Below are 15,255 nucleotides of genomic sequence, written 5' to 3'. Positions count from 1 at the left end.
AGTGATCGGCCGGCGTCCTTCCGCATGCCAGTGCCCACGGCCGCGACCTCAGCGGGTGCGGGATGGGCGCGCCGCGGCCTGCCTTTTTCCGCCGAGTTCCGCCAGCGCCCGCTCCGCCACGGTACGGCGCAGTTGCCCGAGCGCCGGCGATGCCCCGTCGCCCCCGTGCAGGCAGACATCCACTTCGGGCAGCGGTGGCAGCCCATGGCGACCGTCCAGGCGGGAGAGGCCGGGCGGAATGCCGGCGCTCGTGCGCAGGGTGATGCCGAGCCCGGCGGCCACGCCGGCCCACAGGCTCTGAAGGCTGCCGGTGACGAAGGCTGGTCGCCAGGCGATGCCGGCCTTGTCCAGCGCCGCGGTGCCGGCCTGGCGGAAGAAGCACGGCGGGCGGTAGAGCGCCAGGTCGATCGCCGGGCCGGAGCGCAGGCGCCCGATCGCATCCGCGGCACCCACCCAGGTCATCGGCAACGTTGCGAGCCGTTCGGCGTCGGCGCGCCGCGCGTGGCCCATCGCCAGCACCAGATCCAGCTCGCCGCGATCCAGTCGCTCCAGCAGCGCGCCGTTGCGATCGACCTCCACGTCCACCCGCACCGCGGGATGAAACTGCTTGAAGCGCCCCAGCGCCGCCGGCAGCCAGGATTCGGCGAAATCTCCCGGCAGACCGAAGCGCACGGTGCCGTCGATGGCGGCGCCCTGCACGGTGTGCACCGCCTCGTCGTTGAGCGCCAGGATGCGCAGCGCATACGCGTGTACGCGGTCGCCCGCCTCGGTCAGCACTACCTTGCGGCCCTGCTTGCGGAACAGCGGCTGGCCCAGTTGCGCCTCCAGCTTGCGCATCTGCTGGCTCACCGCCGACTGCGAGCGGCCCACCCGCTCGGCGGCACGGGCGAGGCTGCCCAGGCGAAGGATCGCGGCCAGGGTGCGCAGGGCATCCATGTCCAGGTTGGGTTGCTGCATGGTGAAGCATTTCCGATGGATTGCCGTCGAATTATTCCATTTTATGAATGGTATGGCAGCCCTAGGATGCGTAGTGCCCGGCGCGTGACGTCGGTGGCTCCCCTCCATCGAATGCTCCCCCTTCATCGAAAGGAGACTCCCCATGCGTACATCTCCCGCACGCCGCTTCTTCGCCGCCGCCGGCCTGGTCGCGGGCCTCGCCGCGGCCACCGGTGCACCGGCTGGTGACGCTCCCGCGGGTTTCCCGCTGGCCGGTACCTGGACCCTGGTGGCTGCCGACGCGTTGCACCCGGACGGCACGCGATCCAGCGACTACGGCGCCGCTCCCAAGGGGCTGCTGATGGTCGACCGGCAGGGCCGCTACTCGCTGCAGATCTTCCGCGCCGAGCGCCCGCATTTCGCCAACGGCGACAAGGCCCACGGCAGCCTCGTCGAATACCAGGGCGCGGTAAAAGGCTCGAGCACGCATTACGGCACCCTGGAGCTCGACGCGAAGCGCCACCTGCTGGTGTTCCACATCGACGGCGCCTCGTTCCCCAACTGGGAGGGCCAGCAGCAGCGCCGCACCTTCGAACTGCGCGGCAACGTGCTCAGCTACCGCGTGCCGCCGCGGCCGGACGGCGACGTGCCGATCTCGGTATGGCGACGGATCGGGGCTGACATGGCCCGCTGAAACGGTGGCGGGGCGGGGCGCCGGGCACGGCCGCCGTGCGAGGCGGCGTCAGTCGGGAAAGCGTTCGACGTGTGTGTCGCCATGGCGGCCCGCGTAGGTGACGTGCCGGCCGGCGATCCACACCGTGTAGCTGCAACAGCCCGCCGCCTGCGACAGCTGCTTGAACTGCGGGTACATCAGCTGGCCTTGCTGCGCGCCCCGGATCGCAGCACGCAGGGCCTCGGCGTCGAAGGTGTCGGCGATGCCTCGCGGGGGAAGCTCGACACCGACATCCAGCGTGTCGCCGTCGGGCAGGTAGCAGGTCGCGCGGCCGGCGCGGTAGTCGACGTGGTAGGACTCCACCCGGGCCTGCATCAACTGCCCGATCATGTCGCCGAAATGGATGCGGCCCTGGCTGGATGCCTCGAAGGCGGAGACGATGATTGCGCGGGTGCGGTCGTCCATAAGATGTCCTGGGCTGAAGTTGCGACGGAGATGGATCAGGTGGTGGGCACCTGCTGCAGCCGGTGGTGCTTCACCAGCCCCTGCATGGCGTCCATCAGGGCCTGCCGCTGTTTCGCGGGCAGGTGGCCGAAGAAGTGCGCGTCGTTGGCGTCGGCCACCCGGGCCAGCCGCGGCACCAGTGCCCGCCCGGCGGCGGTGAGTAGCAGCGCCTGTCCGCCCGTGCCGTCCCCGGCGCGGGCGCGCTGCGCCAGGCCCTTGTGCTCCAGTCGCGACACCACCTTGGAGGTTGCGCCCTTGGTCATGCCAAGCGCGCGGACCAGCCCGGCATGGCGGGTTTCCGGCTGCGCCCACAAGGTGCGCAGCGCCACCCATTCCGAGATGCTGATGTCCCGTTGCTCCAGTTGCTGCTGGAAGCGGGCGGACACGTGGTTGGAGACGAAGCGCAGCCAGAAGCCCAGATGGGCTTCCAGCGGGGAAACGGGAGTTCCGGATGAGCGGGCGGCCATGAGTGTTTCCAAGGAAACTCGGTGGAGTTTAGTTTCCTTGGAAACTCGATGTCAACCGGAGGGAGTTGCAGATGCGTGGGGCCGTCGCCGGTCCGAGGGAACATCGCGCGCGGCCGTCCTGCTGCGGCAGGGCGAAAGCCCGCGAACGTTTTCCGCGGGTGACGATTCCACGGCGACGACCACGATGGGAATGGGGGATCGCCGTGCCGGCCTCAACGCTGCCGGTGCGCAGTCCCCTCTCCGGGCCGGACCTGCGGCCCTGCGTCCCGGTTCGGCGGTGAATCGACCGTGCTAGCTTTCCCCGGTGGCGCGTCATATGGGCTGCTTCCGCGAAGTTCGAGACGTGCCTGCCCCTTCGAGACAAGGTGAACCCCATGCAGACTGCCCCGTCTTCCAGCGTCGACCCGACCGGCCTGCGCGAGTACTCGGTGGTGTTCACCGACCGCGCGCTCAACCACATGTCGCAGCGCTTCCAGCAGGTGATGCGCGAACTGTCGGCGAACCTGAAGGCGGTCTACCGCGCGCATGCCGTGGCGCTGGTGCCCGGGGGCGGGACGGCGGGGATGGAGGCCGTGGCCCGGCAGTTCGCGCAGGGCAGGGAAGTGCTGGTGATCCGCAACGGGTGGTTCAGTTACCGCTGGAGCCAGATCCTCGAGCTGGGCGGAATTCCGGCGCAGACCACGGTGCTCAAGGCGCGCCCGACGCACGCCGGGCACCAGGCGTCGTTCGTGCCGCCGCCGATCGACGAGGTGGTTGCCGCCATCGCCGAGCGCAAGCCGGAGGTGGTGTTCGCGCCGCACGTGGAGACCTCGTGCGGGATGCTTTTGCCGGATGACTACCTGCAGCGCGTGGCGGCGGTCGTCCACGCGTATGGTGGCCTGTTCGTGCTCGACTGCATCGCCAGCGGCGCGCTGTGGGTCGACATGCAGCAGATCGGCGTGGACGTCCTGATCTCCGCGCCGCAGAAGACCTGGAGTTCGACCCCGTGCGCCGCGATGGTGATGCTGTCGGCCGAGGCCGAGTCGCGCCTGGGCAGCACGCAGAGCTCCAGCTTCACGCTGGACCTGGCCAGGTGGCGAAGCATCATGGCGGCCTACGAGAACGGCGGTTTCGCCTATCACGCGACGCTCCCCACCGACGCGCTGGCGCAGCTACGCGACGCGATGGTCGAGACGATGGGCATGGGGCTGGAACAGGCGCGCGATGCCCAGCTCGCGCTGGGCAGCAAGGTGCGTGCGCTGCTGGCCGGTCGCGGGTTTCCCTCCGTCGCCGCCGAGGGCTTCCAGGCGCCGGGCGTGGTGGTGAGCTACACCGACGACGCCGCCATCCACAAGGGCAGTGCGTTCGTCGCCCAGGGGCTGCAGATCGCCGCCGGCACGCCGCTGGCCTGCGACGAGCCGGCGGACTTCAAGACCTTCCGCATCGGCCTGTTCGGGCTGGACAAGCTCAGGGATGTGGATGGCACGGCGGGACGGTTGGCCGAGGCGCTGGCGCATATCCCGGGTTGACGGTGGGCTCACGCAGCCGTTTCCGGTTGCGCGAGCCCGCTTTGTCCGCGTGGCCGGCTCTTCGCGTATCGAGCGGGATCCCGCGTGCCGCGCATCGGCGCGGCACGCAGGCCCATCTCACGATCGAGACCAGCCTCGGCCCGGCACGACCTCAGTGGTCCCGGGTCCAAACGGCGACGTAGTCGACGAGCATCGGGTGGCCGGGCTGCGTTGTTGCGGTCGGGGTGCGTACCGGGGCGCTCAGGCGGTCCGGAAATTCGCCGCCGATGGCCACGTTGAGGATCAGGAACATGCCGTCGGGTGCGCTCATGCGCTGCCACGTGGCAGCGGGGAGCTGGTCCTGGCGCAGGGTGTGATAGAGCTGCCCGTCGACGTACCAGCGCAGCACCTGGGGAGCGGCGCGGCGGTCCCATTCCACCGCATAGGTGTGGAATGCCGCATGGCAGCGGGTGTCGGGGCAGGGGGCATCGGCCGACAGACCATGCTTCTCGGTGCACGGACCGCCCGGTGATACGCCGCAGTGCAGGGTGCCCCATGTGCGGTTCAAGCCGTTGACGTTTTCCATGATGTCGACTTCGCCGACCGCCGGCCAATCCAGCCGCTGCCGGAACGTGTGTCCGAGCATCCAGAACGCAGGCCAGTAACCGATTGCCGCCGGCCCCTGCACATCGGGCATGCGGATGCGCGCCTCGACTCTCAGCACGCCACCCGGCGGTGCGTGGAAATCGGCCTGGTTCGTTTCGATCCTAGCGGACGTCCATTGTCCCTTCGCGTCGAGCAGCGGCGTGATTCGCAGATGCCCCTGGCCATCGAGGCTGACATTCGCGGGGCTGGCGGTGTTCGCCTCGATCTCATGGGTGCCCCAGTTGTTTCCTTCCGCGCCGGAGTAGCCGTGGCCCAGGTCGAAGCGCCAGCGGGTCGATGCGGGCAGCTGTCCGACCGGCCCGTTGAAGTCGTCCGCGAACCGCAGCGTCCAACCCTGCCGTTGCGGCACCTCGGCGCGCACCGTTAGCACCGGCAGGAGCAGTGCGATGGCGAGCCAGGGCAGGTGCTTGCCGATGACGCCACGCCGCCGGCGGGCACGGCGGGTTCTTGTCGGTGTCTGCATTCGATGCTCCATCGATGGGCGGGTGCCGATGCCTAGCTACGGCTCGCGAGGCAGGGCTGTGCATCGCCCTGCGGCGGGGCGTCCGCCGGCCACTCGGCCTTCGGCAGCGTGAGGGTGCCTTCGCCCTGGAAGTCGGTCGCGGAATGCCCCAGCTGCAGCATGTAGCTGCCGGCCGGTCGCAGCCAACGTTGATGGGCTTCGTCGAAGCGGGTGAGCAGGCGCGGATCGGCCACCACCTGAAGGTGTACGGACTGTCCCGGCGCCAGGCTCACCCGGCACCACCCCGCCAGCCGCCGCACTTCGCCGTTGCCGGGCAGGGTCGCGTACAACTGCGGGACGTCCACGCCATGGCGCGCGCCGCGGTTGCTTACCGTGAACGAGGCTTCCACGTGGCCATGCACGCGGCGCACCGCGAAGTCGCTGTAGGTGAAGTGGGTGTAGCCCAGGCCGTAGCCGAACGGGAACAGCGGGGTGATGCCCTGGCGCTGATACCAGCGGTAGCCGACGTCGGCCCCTTCGATGTCGTAGTTCACGCGCTGGTCCGGTTGGCCGTGTGGCGGCAGGCCGATCGCGGCCAGGCCGGCGCCCGGGATCTGTGGGCGGGGCAGTTGCGATTCGTCACGCGGCCAGCTCACCGGCAGGCGTCCGGCCGGATCGACCTCGCCGTAGAGCAGTCGCGCGATGGCCTCACCGCCACTGGCGCCGGGATACCACGCCTCGAGCACGGCGCCGACCTGATCCAGCCACGGCATCGCGACCGGCCCGTTGTTTTCCAGCACCACCACGGTATGCGGATTGGCCCGGGCGACGGCGGCCACCAGCGCGTCCTGGTCTTCGGGCAGGGTCATGTGTGGTGTGTCGAAGCTCTCTGCAGCCCATTGCTCGACGAAGACCACCGCCACGGAGGATTGCGCCGCCAGCTTGGCTGCCGCTGCGATGTCGCTGCCATCGGCATAGGCCACCTTGCCATGCGCACGATGCTCGATCGCCGCCAGCGGCGCGGATGGCTGGTAGATGCGCGGGCCGGGCCACGCCGACGGCGGCAGGCCGGGCACCGCGTTGCCCTCGGGTGACTGCACCGCGGAGGAGCCGCCGCCGGTGAGCACGCCCTTGTCGGCATGACCGCCGATCACGGTGATCGACTGCGATGTCGACAGCGGCAACAGCGACGCCTGGTTGCGCAGCAGGACCGCACCGGCTTCCTCGGCCTGCTGGGCCACCTTGCGGTCGGCGGCGAAGTCGATCGGCGCGGGCCTGGCCGGATGGTCGATCACGCCGTCGGCGAACAGGCTGCGCAGGATGCGTCGCGCCATGTCGTCGATGCGCGAGGTGGGGACTTCGCCCTTCGCCACGGCCTCGCGCAGCGGGCGGTCGAAATACACCTCCTGGTCGAAGGTTTCACCCGCCGATTCCTGGTCCAGTCCGGCCAGGGCGGATCTGGCCGCGCTGTGCACGGCACCCCAGTCCGACATCACGAAGCCCGGGTAGTGCCAGTCGTGCTTGAGCACCGTGTCGAGCAGCCAGCTGTCCTCGCAGGTGTAGACCGTGTTGAGCCGGTTGTAGGAGCACATCACGGAACCCGGGTGGCCGGTGTCGATGGCGATCTCGAAGGCCAGCAGGTCCGACTCGCGTGCAGCGGTCCGGCTGATGTCGGCGCTGAGGGTGTTGCGCGCGGTCTCCAGGTCGTTGAGCGCGTAGTGCTTGACGGTGGAAACCAGGTGCTCGCTCTGGATGCCGGCGATGGCGTTGCCGACGATCAGGCCGGTCAGCAGCGGATCCTCGCCGGCATATTCGAAATTGCGGCCGTTGCGCGGGTCGCGCACCAGGTCCGCACCGCCGGCAAGCATGATGTTGAAGCCACGGCGGTGTGCCTCGCGGCCGATCATGGCGCCGCCGGCGTAGGCCAGGGCGGGGTCGAAACTGGCGGCGGTGGCCAATCCTGACGGCAGCGCGGTGGCTCCCGCACTGAGCGGCTTGGCCACGCCAAGCCCGGCATCGCTCTCCTGCAGTGCCGGTAGTCCCAGACGCGACAGCGCGGGCTGGTAACCGGCGGAGCCCAGTGCGCCGGCGGGCATCGGATGGCCGTTGTTCGCGTCACCGAACTCGGTGCGGATCAGCTGAAATTTTTCGTCCTGGGTCATCGCCTTCAGCACGAGTGTCGCTCGCTGGTCCGCTGTCAGTCGGGTATCCAGCCATGGTCGCTGAGCGGCGACCGGGGCGTCGGCAGCGCCTGCACTCGCGCAGAGCAGCAGCGTCATGCCGATGAAGGAGGCGAGATGGGTCTTGGTGAGGGTCATGATCGGCTCGCTTGGAGGGTCGGTGGGGTGCGGACCTGGGCGGCACGGGGAGCGCCGCGCAGTGGCTTTCCCGGTGGGCGGACTGCCGCGAGGGTGGCGCTCATGAAGCGCCCACGTAGGGGTTTCGGTCGAGGGCGGCAAGCACCGCCCACGCGGTGGCCGCCAGGCAGGGTTGGTGGCGGTACCAGGAATACACGGCGCGGATGCGCGGCTCGCGCGAAGCGTAGAGAAAGCCGCCGGGCGAAACCTGCCGCGCGATCGTGCCGAACAGCGGGTCGGCCCGGGTGGCGGCTCCTGCCTGCCGATAGACCAGCGCCGCCTGAGCGGTGCCTTCGGTCCACATGCCGTCGCGCGCGTCGGTGAAGGCAAAGCCGCCGCGGACGGCGTTGGCCTGCTCGACCCAGTGGACGGCTCTCCGCCAGGACGATGGCGCGTGCGGCAGCAACTGCGCCCAGAGCTGTACGTCCAGTGCGGAGGGCGTGCGCAGGGCCGTAACGCCATCGGCGGTGGTGCCCATCCAGAAATGCCCGCTGGCTGCATCCCATTGCGCCGTCACGAAGTGCCGCGCGCGCGCGGCCTGGGCGCGCCAGTCGCCACCCGGTGCATCGATGCGGGCGAGCCAGTCGAACAGGGCGGCGAGGTCGATGTTGTGTTCGGTCGATTTCCACAGCGCCGGCCGCGGATGCAGCAGATAGGATTCGATCCCGCCGTTGAAGCCGCCCGCGCCGCGCTGATCCGATGCGTGGGCAACGACCCACTGGGCGAGGCGCACTGCCGCATCGCGCCAGCGCACCTCGCCACGGGCGTCGTACAGCGCCAGCAGGGCCAGCGCCGTCCACGCGACGTTGCCGCATGACGTGCCGTCCTGGTAGGCACCGGGGTACTGTTTCGCGGCCTCGACCCAGTGTCCCCGCCCGGCGTCCCACCACCCGTTGGGCATGGGTTGTCCACCGCGTACCGCGCCTGCGAGATAGGCATCGTGCAGGCGTGTGCCGTGCATCGCCGCCAGCCGCAGGGCTTCGCCGATGCGCGCGGCCTGCAGCGGCTTGTCGCACGCAAGCAGTGCGATCACGGCAAGCGCGTTGTCATAGGTGAATGCCGCCGCATGCAGCGGCCGGGTGACCGGCGCACCCCGGCCGGCGGGTGCGTCGTAGCTGCGCAGCAACAACGGACCGCTGCCTGCCGTCGCGTCGACGCGCGTCGCCATCGCCGTGCAGCCGAGGCTGGCGACATGCCGGGCCGATGCTGGCGATTGCGCCTCCGCTCCGACGCGACCCGCCGGCAGCATCACGAACGCGAACATCGCGCACAGGGCTGCCGCGGTCAGCGACCGGGATGTTCTGCCGCCCGGTCCGACCGCGCCGCTTTTCATCATGGGGAGTTGCCTCGGGTCGATGCGAAAGGGCGACCGGTCGTGGGCAGGGCGGGGGCCGCGGAGGGTACGTCGTTCTTCCCCGACGGTGACGCGCGGGCAGCTGCCACGGCTGGAATCCGTCGCCTCGTCGTGGCCCGTTCCGGGCCACGACGAGGGTCGTTCGAACCGCCGTCAGAGAGCCATCGTCAAGGTCAGGTCGTAGCGGGTGTCGAAGCGGAAGTAGCCCTTGGGTACCTGCAGGCCTTCGGTGTTGACGATTTCCCGGGTCTTGAAGGTCGAGTTCAGGATGTTGGCCGCCTGCAGCGAGACCTTCAGGTGCTTGTTGAACGCATAGCTCACCGAGGCGTCGACCTGTCCCTGGCCCGTGGCCATCACCGGCAGGAACGGATAATCCGCTTCGGTGGCGCTGACCAGGAAGGCCGAACGCCAATTCCAAACCACCTTGGCGTTGAACGGGCCCTTGCCGTAGTACAGACCCAGGTTGACGCTGTCGCGGGACAACTCCTGCGGCGGGAGCCGGGTCTGGTTCACGCACTGCGTCGCGGCGGCGTAGCCGTAGGCGCAGTAGTTGACCGAGCCGTAATGCATCCCGATCGGCTTGATGTAGGTGTAGTTGGCGTTGGCGCCCAGGCCGGACAGCCAGCCGGGCAGGAACGAGAAGGTCTGCTGGTACGCCAGCTCCACGCCGTGCACGCTGGCCTTCTTGTTGAGGTTGACCAGGCCCGCGGTGTAGATCTCCGGATAGGTCACGCCGTTGTTGGTGACGGCCACGTTGACCACGCTGGTGTCGTACTGGATGGTGTTGTTGAGCTTTTTCCAGAACAGCGTCGCGGACAGCTGGCCGACGTTGGCGAAATACCACTCGGTGGTGAAGTCGAAGTTCTGCGAGGTGATCGGCTTGAGGTAGGGGTTGGTGCTGGTCTGGATGTTGCCGACGGTGGGCACCGTCAAGCCGTTGGACGGCGTGTAGGGCAGCAGTCCGGACACGCCCTGGCCAGCGGCCAGCGATTGCAGGCTCGGGCGATAGATAGCCTTGGAGTAGGCGAAGCGCGAGATCAGGTCGTTGGTCCAGCCGATCGCCAGGTTGAAGCTCGGCAGCAGGTTGTTGTACGAGTTCGGCGCCTTGATCGGGGTGAAGGCGCCGTTGGCGAACGTGGCGTACTTCTGCTGCTCGGCCGGCGTCAGCGCGCAGAAGGTCCCCGGTGCAGCGGTTCCGCCGGAGGTCTGGATGGCGCAGTACTGCGCGACGGTGGCGCCGTTCTGCGCCAGTGCCTGGTTCGGGACGATCAGGTAGCCGGTGGCATCGTTCTGCGTGTGGATGAAGCGCACGCCCACGTTGCCGCTGATCTGCAGGTTGCTCAGGAAGCTGGTGTTGTCGTTGCCGAAGTTCAGCTGCACATAGGCGGCACGGGTCTTGGTGGAGTTGGAGGAGATCTCCTGCGGCAGGTACTTGGTGCCCGGGACGAGGCCGCTGCGCTGGTCATTGGTGTAGTAGGGGTTGCCCAGCGATCCGGGTGGTGCGGAGGCCAGCCACTGGGCGTTGATGCCCCGCATGATGGCGACGGCCTGCGCGAACTGCAGCGCGGGGTTCACGTTGACGTAGGGAGCGGTCACGCCATAGTTGGTGTTGAACCCGGGCAGGTCGATGCTGATCGGCGTGGTCACTCCCGGTGTCTGCGCGCCGGTGATGACGGGGGAGTATCCGCCCCAGACATAGGGCGAGCTGATGTTCTGGTAGTTGAAGTTGGAGCTCTGCAGCGTTTCGCCCTGCTTGTCGTAGCGCACGCCGAACTGGATCGTGTCGATGAAGTCGGCGTTGACGTCGAAGACGCCATCGAGGCGCAGGGCGTGCTGGTCGCCCCAGGAATGGCGATAGGCATCCTGTGCGGCGGCATAGTAGAAATTGCCCGGATCGGCGAAATACTCCGCGGTGGTCTGCGCCGGGTTCGGCGACAGCACGCTGATGCTGGGCACGCTGTTGCCATGGGTGGTGATCGCCCAGTTGGCGTTGGTGAGCTGCCGGATGTAGTAGTACAGATAGCTGTACTTCGCGGTGGTGTACTGCGCGCCGCCGCTCAGGTGAAAGCTGTCGGTGGGATCCCAGGTCACCTTGAGGCTGACGTCGTTGGTGTTGTAGCGGGTGCGATAGCCGGTGGTGTCCAGCTGGGTCTGCATGCCGCCGTAGCTGGTCGGCGTGAAGCTGGTGCCCGACGGTGCGGTGGTGATGACGCCCGAGGTCATCACGCCGTCGGCGTTGTACGTCGGCGTGGTGCCGGGCAGGGGGATCGCACAGGTCGTGTAGCCGCCGAACGCGCAGGCATCCGTCGAGGCCTGCAGCGTGTGCTCGTAGGTGGTCTCGTTGTCGGAGACGCCGATCCATTGCAGCGTGGCGCCGAGCTTCTTGTCCGGGCTCTGCCACTGCAGCGCCAGGTCATGGCCGAAACGCTCGGAGGTCTGGTCCTGCAGACGCAGGTCACCGCCCACCGGGACATACGCGGTCTGGCCTGCGGTCAGCCCGGGGAAGGCGTCCACCACGCCGTTGGGCAGGGTGCAGCCGTTGCAGCGCTGCTGGTAGTCGACCACGGAGATCGCGTTGTCCTGCTGGGCGATCCGTCCGTACGCCGCGGCACCCAGGAAGCCGAAGCGTCCCCATTGCGTGTCGACGTTGTGGCTGAACAGCGCGGACATGTGCGGCGTGCTCTTCCTCGCCAGTGTGCCCCAGTCCGTACCGACGCTCACCGACGCGGTGGTCGGCTTGTCGCTGTCGAACGGCTTGCGCGTGTTCATGTCGATGGTGCCGGAGATGCCGCCGTCGATCATGCTGGCCGTCTGGTTCTTGCTCACCACGACCGAGCCGATCAGCTCCGGGGCCACGGTGGAGAAGTTCAGGCCCTGGCCGCCACCCGCGGAAAACACCGAGCCGCCATTGATCAGGGTGCTGGTGTAGGGCAGGCCCTGCAGGTTGATGTCGGTGCCCTGGATCGAGAAGTGGTCAGGGTCGGCCTGGACGCCGAACGAGCTGACCGTCACGCCTGGCAGGCGCTTCAGCGCCTCGGTGACGGAGGTGTCCGGCAGCGAGCTCACGTCCTGCGCCGAGATGACGTCGACCACCGTGTCGGCGTACTTCTTGATCTGCTGCGACCGGCTCAGGCTCGCGGCATAGCCGTTCACGGTCATCGCCGTCAGCGTCACCGCTTTTTTCTTGTCGACCTTGTCGGTCTTCTTGTCGTTGGCGGAGGCCTGGGACTGGGTGGTCTGGTCACCGGTCGCCTGCGCCGGCGGCGTGGCCTGCGCATGCAGCGGGCCGGCCGCCAGGATGGTCAAGGCGATCGCCAGGGGCAGTCGGCGCTGCTGGGGGGCGATGGACACATGCCGATACGTGGACTGCTTTTTCACCGCTGATCTCCTCGCGTATTTCGTGATTGCCTGATCGATGCCGCCGTCCGCGTGCGTCCCCGGCCGGTCGTGTTGCGAATCGTGGGCGGAGGCTGTCTGCCGCCCGTCCTGCCACGGCCGGATGCGCTGCGCCGGTCTGCGATACAACCGGTACAGCCACATGCGTCCGGTGCCGACACGCGCCTCTCGTTCGCAGTGCGTGCGCGGTGCAGGAGCTGGATCGACATCTTTTCCCCCCGGTGCCCGCGTGTTGCGTCGGACCCCCGATTGCGACGCAAGCTAGCCACTTGTACAAGCGCTGTCAACAAAAATACCAGCGCTGGTATTTTTGGAATGGACGGCCAAAATGGCGGGCGGCATCGCACGATTTCCCGAGTGCGATGATGCGCTGCAGCGACGGGGTCGGGTGGCGTGGCATCCGGTGCGAGGCGGGCGGTGCGCCGCGATGTGCGGCGACAGGTGTCGAGCGTCCCGAAGTCATGCAAGAATGCCAGCGCTGGTATTTTCAGGGCGCGCGGCTGATGTCCCTCGTGGCGGCCGGTCACCGTCGTCACCGGCATGGTGCGTTGCAATACGGAAAGGAAGGAAAGCTCAGGTCATGGCCGCAAGAATCGAAGACGTCGCCGCGGACGCGGGGGTATCCGTCAAGACGGTGTCGCGCGTGCTGAACGGGTACACCAATGTGCGGGTCAAGCTCAGGGAGCGCATCGAGAAGTCGATCCGCGACCTGAATTACGTGCCCAACGCATCGGCGCGCAGCCTGGCGGGCCGGCGCTCGTTCCTGGTGGCGCTGCTCTACGACAACCCGACGGCGGTGTCGAGCTACATCATGGACGTGATCGTCGGCGTGCTGGAGGCTTGCAAGGAGACGCCCTACAACGCGGTGCTGCACCCTTTCGACGCGGCCGATGACCTGGCAGCGCGAATCGACGGCTTCGTGGCGCACCATCGGCCGGACGCGCTGGTGCTGGTACCGCCGCACGCGAACAACGCCAAGCTCCTGCAGCGACTGGACGAGCTGGACATCCGCTACGCGACGATCTCGTCGCGATTGCGCGAGTCGAGCATCGATATCGGATTCGACGAGCGCAAGGCGGCGGAGGACATCGTCGCGCACCTGCTGTCGCTGGGGCATCAGCGCATCGGTCACGTCACCGGACTGAAGGGGCACGGCGCGAGGGCGTGGCGTCGCACCGGCTATCGCGATGCCCTGCGCAAGGCCGGTGTCGCTTACGACGCATCGCTGGTGGTCGAGGGCGATTTCACTTTCGAGTCGGGGCTGGCGGCCGCCAGGGTGTTGCTCGATCTGGACCATCCCCCCACCGCCATATTCGCGGCGAACGACGACATGGCGTGCGGCGTGATGCGCGAAGCGTACGAGCGGGGGCTGGTCGTTCCCGACGACCTTTCGGTATGCGGCTTCGACGGGACGCCGGTGTCGCAACTGATCTCGCCTGGGCTGACCACGGTGCGTCAGCCCTGCCGGGAGATGGGGTGCGCGGCGGTGCAGAGCGTATTGCAGGCGATTCGGGATCCCTCCCTGCATCACCAGGAGCGCCTGCCTTACCAGCTGAAGATACGCGGGTCATCGGCTGCACCCGGAACGTCGTAGGATTCGTACAGGCCTTGTGCCCGGCATGTCCCTGGCGGGGCATGGGGTGCAGGGGGCGAATGGACGATGGACGACGACAAGGCCGATGTGGCGGTGGCGGAGATGCCGCTGGCAGGTGTGGACGGTTACGCGTGGGCACGCGCCCGCCCGGTCAGCCGGTGGTTCATGCTCGTCTATGGCCTGGCATACACGGGCATGTGGATGGCGTTGCTGTCGCCACTCCTGGTCGGGCTGGCGATGCGCGTGCAGGTGATCGACCCGGCGCATGCGGACAACAGTCTTTCGCTGGTCGTCGGTGTGGGGGCGCTGGCGGCGTTGTTCGGCAACCCGTTCTTTGGCCGTCTGTCCGATCGCACGGTGTCGCGCTTTGGAGTACGCCGGCCCTGGCTGGTGGGTGGCGCGCTGGTGGGGGTGGCCGGTCTGGCCATGGTCGCGCAGGCCGAGTCGATCCCGGCACTGCTGCTGGGCTGGTGTGTCACCCAGTTGGCCTACAACGCGCAGCTCGCCGCTCTGGCCGCCATCCTGTCCGATCAGGTTCCGCCGTCGCAACGCGGTACGGTATCCGGCATCGTGAGTATCAGCCTGCCGGTGGGCATGACCGTGGGCACTTTCCTGGTACAGGCGTTCGCCACCTCCACCTATGCGATCTTCCTGCTGCCGGGCGTCATCGCATTGATTTCTGCGCTGGCCCTGGCGGGTGCCCTGCGCGGCGAGCGATCGGCTGAAGCGCATGCTGCGCCCTATGGCTGGCGTGAATTCGCAGGCAGCTTCTGGATTGATCCGCGGCGGTTCCCCGACTTTTCCTGGACGTGGTGCAGCCGCTTCCTCCAGTTCGCCGGCGTGGCGCTGCTGCTTACCTACCAGGAGCTTTACCTGATCCACCAGTTGCACTGCCCTGTCCATGAGGCGCCGCACCGGATTTTCCTGTCCACCCTGCTGCAGTCGACCATGCTCGCCGCCTTCGGCGTGCTGGGTGGGCGGCTGTCGGACGCAGTCGGGCGCCGCAAGGCATTCGTATCCGGCGCGGCGTTGCTGTATGCGCTGGCCCTGCTGCTGATCGCACTCACCCGCTCGTTCGACTGGTTCCTCGTCGGGATGGCGGTGACCGGCATCGCGCAGGGGGCCTACCTGGCGGTCGACCTGGCGTTGCTGACCGACGTGCTGCCCGAGCGCGAGACCCACGCAGCGCGGAACCTGGGCATCTTCAACATCGCCAGCGTATTGCCGCAGCTGCTGATGCCGGCGATGGCGCCGGGCATCCTGGCGATGACCGGTGACAGCTACGCGGTGCTGTTCGTGCTTGCGGCGATCCTGGTCGTCGCCGGGGCCTGGACCATCCAGCGGGTGCAGGGCGTGCGCTGAGTCGGTGGCAGTGCCGG

Annotated in this window: 11 protein-coding genes; 4 read left to right on the top strand and 7 right to left on the bottom strand. The window is 68.2% G+C overall.

Annotated features, from left to right (window positions below):
* Positions 1-48: 48 nt before the first annotated feature.
* Positions 49-957 (bottom strand): LysR substrate-binding domain-containing protein, encoded by a 909-nt coding sequence (locus ATSB10_RS07195; RefSeq protein WP_063671656.1) that lies wholly within the window; start codon positions 955-957, stop codon positions 49-51.
* 142 nt (positions 958-1,099) lie between these two features.
* On the opposite strand from ATSB10_RS07195, the gene ATSB10_RS07190 reads away from it, so the two are divergent.
* On the top strand, positions 1,100-1,630 hold the full coding sequence (locus ATSB10_RS07190) for a lipocalin-like domain-containing protein (protein ID WP_063671651.1): 531 nt from the start codon (positions 1,100-1,102) through the stop codon (positions 1,628-1,630).
* A 48-nt stretch (positions 1,631-1,678) separates the two neighbouring features.
* Here ATSB10_RS07190 and ATSB10_RS07185 read toward each other — a convergent pair whose 3' ends face one another.
* Both ATSB10_RS07185 and ATSB10_RS07180 read right to left on the bottom strand, forming a co-directional pair.
* Positions 1,679-2,074 (bottom strand): DUF1398 domain-containing protein, encoded by a 396-nt coding sequence (locus tag ATSB10_RS07185; protein ID WP_063671648.1) that lies wholly within the window; start codon positions 2,072-2,074, stop codon positions 1,679-1,681.
* A gap of 35 nt (positions 2,075-2,109) precedes the next feature.
* Positions 2,110-2,580: a MarR family winged helix-turn-helix transcriptional regulator gene (locus tag ATSB10_RS07180; RefSeq protein WP_063671646.1), complete on the bottom strand. Its 471-nt coding sequence runs from the start codon at positions 2,578-2,580 to the stop codon at positions 2,110-2,112.
* 374 nt (positions 2,581-2,954) lie between these two features.
* Between ATSB10_RS07180 and ATSB10_RS07175 the strand changes: the two genes are divergently transcribed.
* Positions 2,955-4,088, top strand: a complete 1,134-nt coding sequence (locus tag ATSB10_RS07175) for an aminotransferase class V-fold PLP-dependent enzyme (RefSeq protein WP_063671644.1) — start codon at positions 2,955-2,957, stop codon at positions 4,086-4,088.
* 151 nt (positions 4,089-4,239) lie between these two features.
* Here ATSB10_RS07175 and ATSB10_RS07170 read toward each other — a convergent pair whose 3' ends face one another.
* From ATSB10_RS07170 to ATSB10_RS07155, 4 genes are all read right to left on the bottom strand, one after another.
* A complete protein-coding gene (locus tag ATSB10_RS07170) occupies positions 4,240-5,094 on the bottom strand; it encodes a glycoside hydrolase family 16 protein (RefSeq protein WP_236886518.1) in 855 nt (284 codons plus the stop codon).
* Between the two features lie 134 nt (positions 5,095-5,228).
* Positions 5,229-7,493 (bottom strand): beta-glucosidase family protein, encoded by a 2,265-nt coding sequence (locus ATSB10_RS07165; RefSeq protein ID WP_063671641.1) that lies wholly within the window; start codon positions 7,491-7,493, stop codon positions 5,229-5,231.
* Between the two features lie 100 nt (positions 7,494-7,593).
* Positions 7,594-8,868: a hypothetical protein gene (locus ATSB10_RS07160; protein ID WP_236886517.1), complete on the bottom strand. Its 1,275-nt coding sequence runs from the start codon at positions 8,866-8,868 to the stop codon at positions 7,594-7,596.
* Positions 8,869-9,039: 171 nt separating this feature from the next.
* Positions 9,040-12,264 carry a TonB-dependent receptor gene (locus ATSB10_RS07155; protein WP_063671639.1) on the bottom strand — a complete coding sequence of 1,075 codons (3,225 nt, stop codon included), beginning with the start codon at positions 12,262-12,264 and terminating at the stop codon, positions 9,040-9,042.
* Positions 12,265-12,862: 598 nt separating this feature from the next.
* Here ATSB10_RS07155 and ATSB10_RS07150 point away from each other — a divergent pair.
* Together ATSB10_RS07150 and ATSB10_RS07145 are read left to right on the top strand one after the other, a co-directional pair.
* The gene (locus tag ATSB10_RS07150) at positions 12,863-13,876 is read left to right on the top strand and encodes a LacI family DNA-binding transcriptional regulator (protein ID WP_063671637.1); all 1,014 of its coding nucleotides are present in this window, start codon (positions 12,863-12,865) and stop codon (positions 13,874-13,876) included.
* A 66-nt stretch (positions 13,877-13,942) separates the two neighbouring features.
* Positions 13,943-15,238 carry an MFS transporter gene (locus ATSB10_RS07145; protein WP_083966126.1) on the top strand — a complete coding sequence of 432 codons (1,296 nt, stop codon included), beginning with the start codon at positions 13,943-13,945 and terminating at the stop codon, positions 15,236-15,238.
* Positions 15,239-15,255: the final 17 nt, after the last annotated feature.

Origin of the sequence: Dyella thiooxydans (assembly GCF_001641285.1) — a bacterium.
In the GTDB taxonomy this organism is placed as follows: Bacteria; Pseudomonadota; Gammaproteobacteria; order Xanthomonadales; family Rhodanobacteraceae; genus Dyella_A; species Dyella_A thiooxydans.
The sequence above is the reverse complement of the archived record's forward strand: the minus strand, read 5'-3'. Positions and strand labels throughout refer to the sequence as shown.

Excerpts from the sequence above, each read along its gene's own strand:
- ATSB10_RS07195 (WP_063671656.1), bottom strand. The coding sequence starts at position 957 with ATGCAGCAACCCAACCTGGACATGGATGCCCTGCGCACCCTGGCCGCG.
- ATSB10_RS07190 (WP_063671651.1), top strand. The coding sequence starts at position 1,100 with ATGCGTACATCTCCCGCACGCCGCTTCTTCGCCGCCGCCGGCCTGGTC.
- ATSB10_RS07185 (WP_063671648.1), bottom strand. The coding sequence starts at position 2,074 with ATGGACGACCGCACCCGCGCAATCATCGTCTCCGCCTTCGAGGCATCC.
- ATSB10_RS07180 (WP_063671646.1), bottom strand. The coding sequence starts at position 2,580 with ATGGCCGCCCGCTCATCCGGAACTCCCGTTTCCCCGCTGGAAGCCCAT.
- ATSB10_RS07175 (WP_063671644.1), top strand. The coding sequence starts at position 2,955 with ATGCAGACTGCCCCGTCTTCCAGCGTCGACCCGACCGGCCTGCGCGAG.
- ATSB10_RS07165 (WP_063671641.1), bottom strand. The coding sequence starts at position 7,493 with ATGACCCTCACCAAGACCCATCTCGCCTCCTTCATCGGCATGACGCTG.
- ATSB10_RS07160 (WP_236886517.1), bottom strand. The coding sequence starts at position 8,868 with ATGATGAAAAGCGGCGCGGTCGGACCGGGCGGCAGAACATCCCGGTCG.
- ATSB10_RS07150 (WP_063671637.1), top strand. The coding sequence starts at position 12,863 with ATGGCCGCAAGAATCGAAGACGTCGCCGCGGACGCGGGGGTATCCGTC.
- ATSB10_RS07145 (WP_083966126.1), top strand. The coding sequence starts at position 13,943 with ATGGACGACGACAAGGCCGATGTGGCGGTGGCGGAGATGCCGCTGGCA.